Genomic DNA, 12,534 nt, shown 5'->3' on the forward strand with positions numbered 1-12,534 from the left:
AGGGATGCATGATGCATCCCTTTGTTATTTCGACTCTGAGTAAAAACGAGATTAAGCTTTTGCTTTTGCCGCTGCTTTAGCGATTGCTGCGAAGCTTTTCGCGTCTAGAGAAGCGCCGCCAACTAGAGCACCGTCGATGTCTGGTTGTGAGAAGTAAGCTTCAGCGTTTTCTGGCTTAACAGAGCCACCGTATTGGATGATTACTTGTGCTGCAACTGCTTCGTCTTTCGCAGCGATAAGTGCGCGGATAGAAGCGTGGATGCGTTGTGCATCTTCAGCGGTTGCTGCTTTACCAGTACCGATAGCCCAGATTGGTTCGTAAGCGATGATTGCGCCGTTTAGAGCTTCAACACCGTAAGTGTCGATAACTGCGTTGATTTGACGTGCACATACTGCTTCAGTTTCGCCAGCTTCGTTTTGCGCTTCAGATTCACCGATACAGAAAACAGGAGTTAGGCCGTTTTCTTTTAGGAAGTTGAATTTCTTAGCGATAAACTCGTCAGATTCGTTGTGGTATTCACGACGCTCTGAGTGACCGATGATGATGTGAGTAGCACCGAAATCTTTCAGCATTTCTGGAGACATATCGCCAGTGAACGCACCGCTGTTGTTTAGGTCAGTGTTTTGAGCACCTAGGATGATCTTGTTACCGCCTTCAGCGATTACGCGCTCTGCTAGGTCGATGTAAAGTGCTGGTGGAGCGACTGCTACGTCAACACCTTCAACGCCTTCAAGCTCAGCGTTAAGACCAGTTAGCAGCTCAGTTACCATTGCTTTGCTGCCGTTTAGTTTCCAGTTACCCATCACTACAGGACGACGCATAGGAATATCTCCCTTATCTTTAATGTAAATAGTCAATTAATGTAAAAAATCTACGTAGGAATATAACAGAATAATGTGAACAGATCATGATTGGCGTCATGTCTTGTCCGGCTTTCTTTACTGATTCGACCAAGCAGCGATCCTGTTATTTTTGTCAAAAGCAATCGATTGGTGATCACGTAGACAGAATGATAGTTCATTCCTCGGAAATTGATGCTGAGATTGGTATTACTACGCGCTGGAATTAATTGTTGTAGAAAGGAATCAAAATGCCAAATCTCGTTTTAGAGTATTCAAACTCGGTTGAAGAACGTGTCAATGTTCAGGGGTTGCTGGAGGATTTACATAAAACGGCGTTAGAGAGTGGTCTTTTTGAGCTCGCGTCAGTGAAATCTAGAACGCTCCGGTGCCACAATTGGTTAATTGGGGAAGAGGGCGATAGCCTCGACTTTATCCATATAAACTTTGATTTGCTATCTGGCCGTTCCCAAGAGCAGAAGAGAGAACTGTCACGAGCCTTGATGGCGACACTTCAAGAGCAAGCCAGTCACGTGCACAGCTTAACGGTCAACATCCGAGACATGGATGTAGACAGCTTCCAGAAGGTAGTGAATTAGGTTGAATCGAGTTTCTTGAGAGTAGCAAGCAGGTTACGCATCGTGAGGTACAAGGAAACTGAAAGCTAATAGGCCTTATCGAGTGTTTGTCGTTGCTTCAGCTTAGCCTCGCTCTGCTTGTTGTAACGGCGCTGTTGGCGCTTACACTGCAGGTGTACTTTCCAAACCATATCGACTCGGCTAATCTATAACCTTTCTATTTTGGGGTAAAATTTGATGTCGACTAAAGAGTTACTGTTTTCTTTTCAAGGACGTATAAACCGTAAAACCTACTGGATTTGGAACGTCATTTACTATGTCTCTATTCTAGGTTTTGGTGCTGGAATCAGTAAGCTATTTCCTACTTTCTCCTATTTACTTCTCCCTATTTTCTTGGTGATTTTGTTAATCCCTGATTTGGCGATCACCACCAAGCGTTGGCATGACCGCAACAAATCAATCTATTGGCTAGCACTGAATATTCCGCTGATTATCGGACGAATCGCTACGCCAATGACTAGCCCTGTTGCACAAGAGCCGTCGACACCGCAAATGTTCGTTGCATCCATTTCTCTGATTTGTGGTTTATGGATTCTAATTGAATGTGGCTTCTTAAAGGGGACATCAGGGCCAAACCAATATGGCCCTGAGCCGGAGTAATGGCTTTAAGTAACGTGCTCGCTGAAAGTAGATTCTTAGTCTCGCTAGAATGACGAGCTCTTTTGATCTAGAGCTTGCTATTGTACCCGTCATTCTGAACAACGAGGTACGAGCGTGATTCAGAATCTATCGTCCGCTTGAGCAGTAGCTAAGGTGAGTGGGAAAGAATAGGAGTTTGCTGTTACTTGATTCTTAGTCTCGCTGGGTTTCGCTAGAATGACTAGCTTTTTTGATCTAGAGCTTGCTATTGTACCCGTCATTCTGAACAACGAGGTACGAGCGTGATTCAGAATCTACGCACAGAGCGCTCCGAGTTTGAAAGCGAGTGAATTACAATGGAAAAGTAACAGCGAATCATGAAGGAGAATGAATCATCGATAGGACACCTTGCGTTTATATCCTAACGTCAAACAACAACGCCGTTCTTTACATTGGTGTTACCAGTCAGCTGCCTCAAAGAATATGGCAGCATAAAAACGGAGTAGTTGAGGGATTTACTAAGAAATACAACGTTCATAAGCTCGTTTACTTTGAGTTATTCGAAGATATGGCAACTGCCATAACCCGAGAAAAGCAGCTCAAGCAGTGGAAGCGTGAGTGGAAGTTAGCCTTGGTAAGAGAAACGACCCCTAACTTTCTCGATCTATCTACAGAGTATCAGTAAAAATCATCCCTACCTTTAAATGCCTCTAAGCTAACCACATCCGCTTTTTGAGTCGGTGCCGTTTCCCCTTGTAGCGCCGCTCTGAACTTCACGACCTGTTTTTGTAATTCGTTCATCAATACCACATTGGTGTGATGAGGGTTTTTACACGTGCTGATGACCCTATCGATGTGGCTTTGCTGAGCCCACAGTCTTTCTTGCATGTTTTCTGATGCGCTTTCGATCATCTCTTTTGCCATTTCATGACGAAATTGCTCAAAAGCTTCTGGGTCTCGCTCAGCCATTCGAACCATTTCATCGAATGGCGGAAGCGTTTGAGAAGAGTAGTGACGTAGAGTAGACATTGATGCTCTCCAAATCCTTATGGAAATTGCCTTTAGTTACTAAAAGCCTATACCACTAGAAAGAGGTGAGAGGATGAATTCTTCAGCCGTCTCACTTATAAGAGAAGCTTTCAAGCTTGAGATTGAATAAGTGCGACATGTCGATGTTGGGTTGTGGTGGTTACTGCAGTTGTTGGATGCGGTAAACGCAGCGTCTTTGGCCGCTAATGATGTGTTCGGTACGCTCTACTTTGGTGTCACGTCCAAGTAAAGACTGAAAGACACTTAATTCTGATTGGCACAAGCTTGGGCAGCGAGTTGCGGCTTTACAAATCGGGCAGTGATTTTCGATCAAGATAAATCCGTTCTCATCTTGCTCAAGCTCGGCCATATAGCCTTCTTGTTCTCTGAGTGTCACAAGAGTTTCTAGTTTGCTTTGCAGAGAGTTGCATTGCTCAAGGTGCTGACGATAACTTTGTAACGTGAGTTTTTCTCTTTCCGATGTGACTTTGTCCAGTCCATCTTTGCCAAAAATGTGTTCGACAGCCTCTATAAACTGAATGGTCAACTCACCGTGACGGTCAGCAAATTGCTCATGACCTTTTTGAGTGAGAGACCAATGGCGAGCGGGGCGACCCACTTTGACTTTGACGTCATGAATAGACAGGATGCCATCATCTTCTAAACTCTGAAGGTGCTGACGTGCCCCCATAGTTGTCATACCCAGCTCAGAAGAGAGTTGTTTTGCAGTGACGGAACCATCACGCTTAACGATTTGCAATATCCTATCTACGGTCTTCATATACCCACCATTTATACGTCAGTACATATTATGCGCGATAGGGTTAGTAAAGAAAAGTGTTGACTTAGTTTGAGTGGGGATCTGTTGGGTCTATGTTCATGCGAACCAATATATATCGCCACTCTGAACAGCGAGAAACGAGTGTGCTTCAGAATCTATCGTCCGGTTGTGCAGTGGTTAAGGTGAGTGGGAAAGAATAGGAATCTGCTGTTACTAGATTCTTAGTCTCGCTTGAGCTCGCTAGAATGACGAAAGCTTTTGATTTAGAGCTTGCAATGGTAGCCGTCATTCTGAACAACGAGGGAGGAGCGTGATTCAGGATCTATCGTCCGATTGTGCAGTGGTTAAGGCGAGCAGGAAAGAATAGGAGTTTGCTGTTACTAGATTTCTGAGTCTCGCTAGAATGACGAGTTCTTTTGATTTAGAGCTTATTAAAGTCACCGTCATTCTGAACAGCGAGAAACGAGTGTGCTTCAGAATCTATTGCTTGGTTGTGCGGAAAGAAAGGCTCACACTCAGATTGAGCGAGAGCCTCACACAATGCTTAAAGAATAATATCACGCACTTCTGGATCTTTACGATCTAGGTAGTGAGTCGACTTAATGCGACGAATAGTACGGCATCGACCACGCACGAGCAGCGTTTCTGTGGTTGCGATATTGCCTTGGCGAGAGATGCCTTCCAGCAAGTCACCTTTAGTAATGCCTGTTGCTGAGAATACCACGTTGTCGCTGCGTGCCATGTCTTCCATTTTGAGGACAACATTCGCTTTTACACCCATTTCATCGCAGCGTTTTAGTTCGTCTGCGCCGTAAATGCGGTTTTCTTCAGTATCGCCTTTTACTTCATGACGAGGAAGTAGACGACCGTGTATGTCACCGTCTAGCGCTCGAATCACCGCGGCTGATACGACCCCTTCTGGCGCGCCGCCAATACAGTACATCATGTCCACTTCACTGTCTGGCATACAAGTCAGAATAGAGGCAGCCACGTCACCATCAGGCACCGCAAAGACACGTACGCCCATTGCTTGCATTTCTGCAATAACGTCATCGTGGCGAGGTTTCGCAAGGGTAATAACGACTAAGGTATCAAGTGGTTTGTTCAGGGCTTTTGCTACGTTCTCTAGGTTCTCTTTTAACGGCTTTTCTAAGTCAATCACGCCTTTTGCACCAGGGCCAACAACCAGTTTTTCCATGTACATATCTGGCGCTTTAAGAAAGCTGCCTTTCTCACCTGCGGCAAGTACGGCTAGTGCGTTTGATTGCCCCATTGCCGTCATACGCGTCCCTTCAATCGGGTCGACTGCAATATCTACTTCATCACCACCAATACCCACTTGCTCACCAATGTATAGCATTGGCGCATCATCGATTTCACCCTCACCAATGACAATTTCACCACTGATATCTGTTTTGTTCAGTAGGGTGCGCATAACTTCAACAGCTGCGCCATCGGCTGCATTTTTATCGCCACGGCCAAGCCATTTGTAACCAGCCAAAGCTGCACCTTCAGTCACACGGGAAAATGCCATTGCTAAATCGCGTTTCATGATGTCTCCAAGTAAGCAAGAGGGAAGAAGAATTTGCGCGGCGATTCTATCACAACGTAGGGTAAACGTTTGCCTTTTTGCGGAGCTTTTACTTTATCTAACTTGAATTTGATCAATACTTAGGGCGATTTTCAGCGTGGCGGGAGGCAAAATCCTTGCTCAAAAATGCTTCGGCGATAAGAAAAGTCAGCGTTTAGTGAGATTGCGCCGATTTTTTGACCGAATGATGCGAAATATCGAATATAGTGAGTGTTTCTCATCGCGACGCTGAGTAGAATGAACCTTATATAGGTTAGGTGTGCATCAATCTCGCACATCGTCCCAACGGAATAACATAGGTAGGCCAAGATGTCTTTTGAAGTACTAGAACAACTAGAATCTAAAATTCAAACTGCAGTTGACACAATCACTCTTCTTCAGATGGAAGTCGAAGAGCTGAAAGAAGATAAAGCAAAACTTGCGGAAGAAGCGAACGAGCTTCGCTCTCAACGTGAAGAGCTAGAGCAAAAAGCACAGCAAGCACAACAAGAGCACGCGCAATGGCAAGAGCGCATTCGTGCACTACTTGGCAAAATGGACGAAGTGGAATAATTCGGCTTCTTCATTCCAAATTAAAAACACCCGCGTTAAGCGGGTGTTTGTGTTTTGGGCAAGTTGAAAATCGTTAGGACAAGCTCGATTCTGATAGCCAAGAGAAGGTCCTATAACTTAGGTACCTAAGACTCGTTATTCTTCTTCATCCAACTCTAAATCAATATTCAATGGCTCAGGCGACAGGATGATCCCAGTGCTATCAGCATAAATATAATCTTCAGGTAAGAAGCTGACGCCGCCAAAGTTGACTGGTACATCTAATTCGCCGATACCCTGGCTGGTCGCTCCAACAGGAATAGAAGCGAGGGCTTGAATGCCTAAGTTCATATCTTCAAGTTCATCTACTTCACGAACACAGCCGTAAACGACAATGCCTTCCCACTCGTTTTCTTCCGCAATAGTTGCGATTTCTGCATCGATAAGGGCTTTACGTAGGGAACCGCCACCGTCAATTAACAAAACGCGACCAAGTCCATCTTGCTCTAATGTCTCGCGGATCAACGAATTATCTTCAAAACACTTGATGGTGGTGATTTGCCCGGCAAATGAAGCGCGACCGCCAAAATTACTGAACATTGGTTCAACCACATCTACCTGATCGAGGTAGATATCACAGAGTGCTGAGGTATTGTATTCCATAGCGTACCTTTCTAAACAGAAATTGGTTGTCTTTGAGTATATCTAGGCATTAAGTCAATGCAATGACAATCCTTTTTTAACTTACTAGAGTTTGAGCTACCACAATTGTTGCAAACAAAACGTTGGTGACTAAAGAGCATTTCACGATGACTGGCATCATTGGTGCTATCTGTGCGGGCTTTTGTGTATGCCAAACCGCTTTACCATGATCGGCCACGAAATAAATACTAAGTAAAAAGGGCAAGCTAATCCAAACGGGTTTGTCTTGAATTAACAAGTAAGCCGCAAAGGCAAGAATAGCACCGCCAAGTAAAACAAAGTGGTACTGCTTGGCTTTGCGTTGACCCAAACGCACTGCGACCGTGCGTTTACCACACTCTCGGTCGTTCTCAATATCACGCATATTGTTGATATTGAGTACTGCAACGGCAAGTAAACCGCAGCCTAAAGCAGGTAAGAATAGCGTGGTGTCTACGTGACCAGTATGCAAGAAATAGGTACCGGATACGCCGAGTAGACCAAAAAACAAGAAAACTGAAATATCGCCAAGCCCCACGTAACCGTATGGTTTGCTACCCATGGTATAAGCAATGGCTGCGAGAATGGCCAAAATTCCCAGCCCGATAAAAGTGACAATGCTTTCTAGTGAGCTTAGTGAATAGAAAACTAACACTAAGCCAGAAATGGCGGTCAGAACGATGTTAAAGATAATCGCCTGTTTCATTTGTTTCGCACTTACCGCGCCAGACTGCATCGCTCGTAATGGGCCAAGGCGTTTGTCGTTATCTGTACCTTGAACGGCATCGCCGTAGTCGTTTGCCAGGTTGGACAGAATTTGCAGCAACGTCGCGGTTACGAAAGCCATGATGGCAATTGTCAGTGAAAAATGACCCGCCGAGTAGGCGAGCACGCTACCCGTTAAGATAGAGACTAACGCCAGAGGTAGTGTTTTTGGGCGAGCGGCTTCAAGCCAGATCTGTAGAGATTGTTTCATGGAAATTTCGTGCTAGTAACCAATGTGCCCAGTATAAGCACAAAGAGGCAGATACGCTATTGACCTAAAACAACTCAACTAGAAGTCAAAGGGTGAAGTAGAAGGAAAGCAGTTTCGATATTTGAGGCGATAAAATAGCCCTCTTTTTGGAAAGTGGAGGGTACGGAGAACGCTGCTATTAGATTCTTAGTCTCGCTTGAGCTCGCTAGAATGACGAGATCTTTTGATTTAGCTGTTGTCAAAGTCACCGCCATTCTGAACAACGAGGAACGAGTGTGATTCAGAATCAATCGTCCGATTGTGCGGTGGTTAAGGTGAGCTGGAAAGAATAGGGTGTGCTGCTACTAGATTCTTAGTCTCGCTTGAGCTCGCTAGCATGACCAGATCTTTTGATTTAGATGTTGTCAAAGCCACCGTCATTCTGAACAACGAGGAACGAGTGTGATTCAGAATCTATCGTCCGATTGTGTAGTGGTGAAGGCGAGTTCGGAAGAATAGGCGTTTGCTGTTACTAGATTCTTAGTCTCGATGAGAACCCTTAGAATGACGAGATCTTTTGATTTAGATGTTGTCAAAGTAACCGTCATTCTGAAAAACGAGGAACGAGTGTGATTCAGAATCTATCGTCCGATTGTGCGGTGGTTAAGGTGAGCTGGAAAGAACAGGGTGCGCTGTTACTAGATTCTTAGTCTCGCTTGAGCTCGCTAGAATGACCAGATCTTTTGATCTAGGTGTTGTCACAGTAACCGTCATTCTAAACAAAAAAGCCCAGAAACAAGGTTCTGGGCTTTGGTAAAATAGATTGCGATTAAAGAATAAAGCGGCTTAGATCTTCATCTTCAATCGTGTCGCCTAGGCGCTCTTTCACATAAGCGGAATCAATAACGAATTTAGCGCCAGATTGCTCCGCTGCGTCGTAAGAGATTTCATCCATCAAGCGTTCCATTACGGTGTGTAAGCGACGAGCACCGATGTTTTCTGTGCTTTCGTTGACCGTCCATGCCGCTTCCGCGATTTGCGTGATGCCATCTTCTGTGAACTCGATGTCCACATCTTCCGTTTTCATCAACGCAACGTACTGCTCTGTTAGAGAGGCTTTTGGCTCTGTCAGAATACGTTTGAAGTCGTTGCTGCTTAGTGCCTCTAGCTCAACACGAATTGGTAGACGACCTTGCAATTCTGGGATCAAGTCAGATGGTTTTGCCACTTGGAATGCACCAGATGCAACAAACAGAATGTGGTCTGTTTTTACCATGCCGTGCTTGGTTGATACCGTGCTGCCTTCAATCAATGGAAGCAAGTCGCGCTGAACACCTTCGCGTGAAACGTCTGGGCCTGAGCTCTCACCGCGTTTACAGATCTTGTCGATCTCATCGATAAATACGATGCCGTTGTTTTCAACGTTGAAAATCGCTGCTTCTTTTAGCTCTTCTTGGTTAACCAATTTCGCCGCTTCTTCTTCCGCTAACGCTTTCATCGCGTCTTTGATTTTCAGCTTACGCTTTTTCTTAGTATCGCCAGCCAGGTTTTGGAACATGCCTTGCAGCTGGTTGGTCATCTCTTCCATACCAGGAGGCGCCATGATCTCTACGCCCATTTGCGGTGCGGCTACGTCGATTTCAATTTCTTTATCGTCTAGTTGGCCTTCACGCAATTTTTTACGGAAAATCTGGCGAGTGTGAGAAGACTCTTCTGTTTGTTCTGCTTGACCCCAGCTATCACGTGCTGGTGGCAGTAGCGCATCAAGAATGCGTTCTTCTGCTTGCTCTTCAGCGCGGAATTTTACTTTTTCCATCGCTTGTTGATGCGTCATTTTTACCGCGACATCAGTCAGGTCACGGATGATGGTTTCAACTTCTTTACCAACGTAACCCACTTCTGTGAATTTTGTCGCTTCAACTTTGATGAATGGTGCATTTGCCAGTTTTGCTAGGCGGCGTGCGATTTCAGTCTTACCAACACCAGTAGGACCAATCATCAAAATGTTTTTTGGCGTCACTTCGGCACGCAAGCTTTCTTCAAGCTGCATACGGCGCCAGCGGTTACGAAGTGCAATCGCAACCGAACGCTTGGCTTTTTCTTGACCGATAATGTGGCGGTTCAATTCATGAACGATTTCGCGAGGCGTCATTTCAGACATATTCTTTCCTTACTTCGTTACGATTACGCGGTTGGTTTTTCAGGCTCTATTGTTGAGTCTAGCTCTTCTACCGTGTGGTGATGGTTAGTGAAGACACAAATATCACCCGCGATATTGAGGGCTTTTTCCGCGATCTCACGAGCATCTAGATCTGTGTTTTCTAGTAGGGCGGTTGCGGCAGCTTGTGCGTAAGCACCACCAGAGCCAATCGCAATCAGGTCGTGTTCTGGCTGTACGACATCACCATTACCAGTAATGATTAACGATGCGGTTTCGTCGGCAACGGCAAGTAAGGCTTCGAGCTTGCGCAGAGCACGATCGCTACGCCAGTCTTTGGCTAGCTCAACCGCAGCCTTAGTTAGGTGGCCTTGGTGCATTTGCAGCTTGCTTTCGAAGCGCTCAAAAAGGGTGAAGGCATCCGCAGTACCGCCGGCAAAGCCCGCTAGTACTTGGTTGTTGTATAGGCGGCGAACTTTGCGCGCATTACCTTTCATTACGGTATTGCCTAGAGATACTTGGCCATCACCCGCGATGACGACTTTATTATTTCGACGTACAGATACAATGGTAGTCACAGTCGACCTCTTGATTATTTCTCTTTGGATTTAATTCAGTATATGGGGGAGGGGAAATAGGGATTCAAGGGGGCAAAAAGAAAGGCCCTAGGATCTTAGCTCCTAGGGCCTGAGTTTAAAGATTTTCTTTCCAAATCGCACATGGCTCGATTTTCGCGCGTTGCAACTTGTGACGGTCACGTTCTGCATCACGTTTGAACTTATACGGACCTAGCACCACGCGATACCATGAGCTGCCTTCTTTCTTACGAATCTTGCTCGACATCCCTTGGAACGCGATTGCAAGTTTACGCTCTTCTGCTTGCGCCTGGGTTTTGTAAGCGCCACATTGCATGATGTAAGGAATTTTAGAAACTTCAATTTCTTTGGCCACAACTTCAACTTCACGTTTCGGTAGTGACTCAACATATTCCCACTTTTCTTCTGGTGGTGGCGGCAAATCTTTTTTCGGCTTTGGTTTGCTCACAGTGGTTGTTGGCTGTTTTACGACAGGTTGTTTTGGTTCTGGGTCGCTACTCAAAAGGTAAAGACCATAGCCAAAACCGCCCACAAGCAAGATAGCGAGCAGGCCACTACGCCAAGGTTTTTTTCTTCTCGGCGGCTGTTTTTTTGTCGACTTTTTTGGGGCGCCTCGCCCCCGTCTTACATAATCTCTATTTGCCACGGTTATTTCTGGTCATCAAGGATTCTTGCAAATATGTTAATCCAGAACGAGTTGAGAAAACACCCTATTGATAGAATCTTGATAGCTAAAGCGCGACAACGCCCGAGTGTAAGAGTGTGTTTCCGTTCTCACTTACATTTATTCAGGGATACACAAAAAGCAGGAGGGGTAAATAAAAAAGCGGCGCCTTAGCACCGCTTTGGGGATGAATACTTAATCTTTAGGTTAAGGGCGCTGTGGTGGCGCTGCACTTCCACGAATGACGAGATTAGTTTCAAGCAGACGCGAGCCTGAATGCACGTCGTGGCCTTTTAACATCTCGAGCATCATTAGCATCGCTTGTCGACCAATCTCATAGCGAGGTTGAGAGATGGTGGTCAACGGTGGATCGCAGTACTGAGCGAAGTTAATGTCATCAAAGCCCACAACAGAGAGATCTTGCGGTACTCGTAAGCCAAGCTTTTTCGCTTCTTGAATTGCGCCGATGGCCATTGTGTCACAGTGACAGAAAATAGCCGTTGGTGGTTCTGGCAATTCGAGCAGTTTACGAACGGCTTTTGCTCCGCCATCAAAAGAGAACTCAGTAATGACACTATATTGTGGATCTTTATTGATGCCGGCACGGCGCAGGGCTTGTTGGTAGCCTTGCTGGCGGAACTGACACAATATTGCTGTATCTGGTCCAGAGATTTGAGCAATGCGTTTATGACCTAATTGAGTCAGGTAATTCACCGCTTCAAATGCTGAGGTCAGGTTATCAATATGTACTGTCGGAAGCTCGAGCTCTGGCGCAAATTCACACGCCATTACCATCGGAGGTAAGTTCTTTTGCTCTGGCTTACTGACATCGAATGGTAGATCTGTACCAAGCAGTAGCATTCCATCTGCCTGCTTAGTAAATACGAGGTTAACGAAAGAGCTTTCGCGTTTCTTCTGTTGTCCGCTATCGCCCAGCAGGACTAGATAGCCATGTTCCATGGCTGCATCTTCAATACCGCGAATAATTTCAGAAAAATAAGGATCACAGATGTCGGGAACGATAGTAACAATGGTTTTTGATTCGTTTCTACGTAAGTTACGCGCTAATGAGTTTGGAGAATAACCCGCTTCAAGTACGGCATCTTCTACTCTCTTTCTTGTAGAAGAAGATACTTTCTCTGGATTCATTAAGGCTCGAGATACCGTAGCCGTAGACACTCCCGCAAGCTGGGCAACATCCTTCATTGTCGCCATAGTTTTTAACCTCTCATTTATTTTTTGCCAAGATGACGTTATTCCGGTTTGAAATCAGAGTAATCAAACCGAGTTAGAGCTGTATTTGCTCTTCGCTCAGTTCGTGTTAACGAGTGGGAAAATGGATTCTTCACCGCGATATCAATTTGTGGGAATAGTCATTGTTTTAATCTAAGCCTGTGCAAACAAGTCACTTTAGACTTTTCTAATTTGGATAGTCTATTCATTTCTAAAGTGAAAGTTACGGTCTGTTTAACAAAAATTGTAATCTTGGTG

Annotated in this window: 14 protein-coding genes; 4 read left to right on the top strand and 10 right to left on the bottom strand. The window is 45.3% G+C overall.

Annotated elements, in window-relative coordinates; translation table 11 throughout:
• Positions 1–51: 51 nt before the first annotated feature.
• Positions 52–822, bottom strand: coding sequence for a triose-phosphate isomerase (gene tpiA / locus R7Q41_RS09780; protein WP_005384863.1), 771 nt, complete (start codon positions 820–822; stop codon positions 52–54).
• A gap of 269 nt (positions 823–1,091) precedes the next feature.
• On the opposite strand from tpiA, the gene R7Q41_RS09785 reads away from it, so the two are divergent.
• From R7Q41_RS09785 to R7Q41_RS09795, 3 genes are all read left to right on the top strand, one after another.
• The gene (locus R7Q41_RS09785) at positions 1,092–1,439 is read left to right on the top strand and encodes a 5-carboxymethyl-2-hydroxymuconate Delta-isomerase (protein ID WP_005397960.1); all 348 of its coding nucleotides are present in this window, start codon (positions 1,092–1,094) and stop codon (positions 1,437–1,439) included.
• Between the two features lie 216 nt (positions 1,440–1,655).
• A complete protein-coding gene (locus R7Q41_RS09790; RefSeq protein ID WP_012841178.1) occupies positions 1,656–2,078 on the top strand; it encodes a DUF805 domain-containing protein in 423 nt (140 codons plus the stop codon).
• Between the two features lie 397 nt (positions 2,079–2,475).
• Complete coding sequence (locus R7Q41_RS09795; RefSeq protein ID WP_374099327.1) at positions 2,476–2,742, top strand: GIY-YIG nuclease family protein; 267 nt, start codon at positions 2,476–2,478, stop codon at positions 2,740–2,742.
• Here the strand turns inward: R7Q41_RS09795 and R7Q41_RS09800 are convergent.
• The 3 genes from R7Q41_RS09800 to glpX form a co-directional block, all read right to left on the bottom strand.
• Complete coding sequence (locus R7Q41_RS09800; protein ID WP_085342723.1) at positions 2,736–3,086, bottom strand: DUF3135 domain-containing protein; 351 nt, start codon at positions 3,084–3,086, stop codon at positions 2,736–2,738. The genes R7Q41_RS09795 and R7Q41_RS09800 overlap by 7 nt on opposite strands.
• Before the next feature lie 160 nt (positions 3,087–3,246).
• On the bottom strand, positions 3,247–3,867 hold the full coding sequence (locus R7Q41_RS09805) for a helix-turn-helix transcriptional regulator (protein WP_053809483.1): 621 nt from the start codon (positions 3,865–3,867) through the stop codon (positions 3,247–3,249).
• A gap of 544 nt (positions 3,868–4,411) precedes the next feature.
• Positions 4,412–5,419: a class II fructose-bisphosphatase gene (gene glpX, locus R7Q41_RS09810; RefSeq protein WP_258645135.1), complete on the bottom strand. Its 1,008-nt coding sequence runs from the start codon at positions 5,417–5,419 to the stop codon at positions 4,412–4,414.
• A gap of 348 nt (positions 5,420–5,767) precedes the next feature.
• On the opposite strand from glpX, the gene zapB reads away from it, so the two are divergent.
• Positions 5,768–6,010 carry a cell division protein ZapB gene (gene zapB, locus R7Q41_RS09815; RefSeq protein WP_005379536.1) on the top strand — a complete coding sequence of 81 codons (243 nt, stop codon included), beginning with the start codon at positions 5,768–5,770 and terminating at the stop codon, positions 6,008–6,010.
• A gap of 135 nt (positions 6,011–6,145) precedes the next feature.
• On the opposite strand, the gene rraA is transcribed toward zapB, so the two are convergent.
• From rraA to cytR, 6 genes are all read right to left on the bottom strand, one after another.
• Positions 6,146–6,652 (bottom strand): ribonuclease E activity regulator RraA, encoded by a 507-nt coding sequence (rraA, locus tag R7Q41_RS09820; RefSeq protein WP_005397954.1) that lies wholly within the window; start codon positions 6,650–6,652, stop codon positions 6,146–6,148.
• Positions 6,653–6,728: 76 nt separating this feature from the next.
• A complete protein-coding gene (locus R7Q41_RS09825; protein WP_005397953.1) occupies positions 6,729–7,646 on the bottom strand; it encodes a 1,4-dihydroxy-2-naphthoate polyprenyltransferase in 918 nt (305 codons plus the stop codon).
• A gap of 808 nt (positions 7,647–8,454) precedes the next feature.
• Positions 8,455–9,786 carry an HslU--HslV peptidase ATPase subunit gene (gene hslU / locus R7Q41_RS09830; RefSeq protein ID WP_005397950.1) on the bottom strand — a complete coding sequence of 444 codons (1,332 nt, stop codon included), beginning with the start codon at positions 9,784–9,786 and terminating at the stop codon, positions 8,455–8,457.
• Between the two features lie 23 nt (positions 9,787–9,809).
• Positions 9,810–10,361, bottom strand: coding sequence for an ATP-dependent protease subunit HslV (gene hslV / locus R7Q41_RS09835; RefSeq protein WP_033905999.1), 552 nt, complete (start codon positions 10,359–10,361; stop codon positions 9,810–9,812).
• A gap of 115 nt (positions 10,362–10,476) precedes the next feature.
• Positions 10,477–11,025 (bottom strand): cell division protein FtsN, encoded by a 549-nt coding sequence (gene ftsN, locus R7Q41_RS09840; RefSeq protein ID WP_017820300.1) that lies wholly within the window; start codon positions 11,023–11,025, stop codon positions 10,477–10,479.
• 225 nt (positions 11,026–11,250) lie between these two features.
• Positions 11,251–12,279: a DNA-binding transcriptional regulator CytR gene (cytR, locus tag R7Q41_RS09845; RefSeq protein WP_254901949.1), complete on the bottom strand. Its 1,029-nt coding sequence runs from the start codon at positions 12,277–12,279 to the stop codon at positions 11,251–11,253.
• Between the last annotated feature and the right edge of the window lie 255 nt (positions 12,280–12,534).

Origin of the sequence: Vibrio sp. 2096 (assembly GCF_033339595.1) — a bacterium.
Taxonomy (GTDB): Bacteria; Pseudomonadota; Gammaproteobacteria; order Enterobacterales; family Vibrionaceae; genus Vibrio; species Vibrio alginolyticus.

What these genes read in the sequence shown, in the direction of transcription:
- tpiA (WP_005384863.1), bottom strand. Translation starts at nt 822, where the DNA reads ATGCGTCGTCCTGTAGTGATGGGTAACTGGAAACTAAACGGCAGCAAA.
- R7Q41_RS09785 (WP_005397960.1), top strand. Translation starts at nt 1,092, where the DNA reads ATGCCAAATCTCGTTTTAGAGTATTCAAACTCGGTTGAAGAACGTGTC.
- R7Q41_RS09790 (WP_012841178.1), top strand. Translation starts at nt 1,656, where the DNA reads ATGTCGACTAAAGAGTTACTGTTTTCTTTTCAAGGACGTATAAACCGT.
- R7Q41_RS09800 (WP_085342723.1), bottom strand. Translation starts at nt 3,086, where the DNA reads ATGTCTACTCTACGTCACTACTCTTCTCAAACGCTTCCGCCATTCGAT.
- R7Q41_RS09805 (WP_053809483.1), bottom strand. Translation starts at nt 3,867, where the DNA reads ATGAAGACCGTAGATAGGATATTGCAAATCGTTAAGCGTGATGGTTCC.
- glpX (WP_258645135.1), bottom strand. Translation starts at nt 5,419, where the DNA reads ATGAAACGCGATTTAGCAATGGCATTTTCCCGTGTGACTGAAGGTGCA.
- zapB (WP_005379536.1), top strand. Translation starts at nt 5,768, where the DNA reads ATGTCTTTTGAAGTACTAGAACAACTAGAATCTAAAATTCAAACTGCA.
- rraA (WP_005397954.1), bottom strand. Translation starts at nt 6,652, where the DNA reads ATGGAATACAATACCTCAGCACTCTGTGATATCTACCTCGATCAGGTA.
- R7Q41_RS09825 (WP_005397953.1), bottom strand. Translation starts at nt 7,646, where the DNA reads ATGAAACAATCTCTACAGATCTGGCTTGAAGCCGCTCGCCCAAAAACA.
- hslU (WP_005397950.1), bottom strand. Translation starts at nt 9,786, where the DNA reads ATGTCTGAAATGACGCCTCGCGAAATCGTTCATGAATTGAACCGCCAC.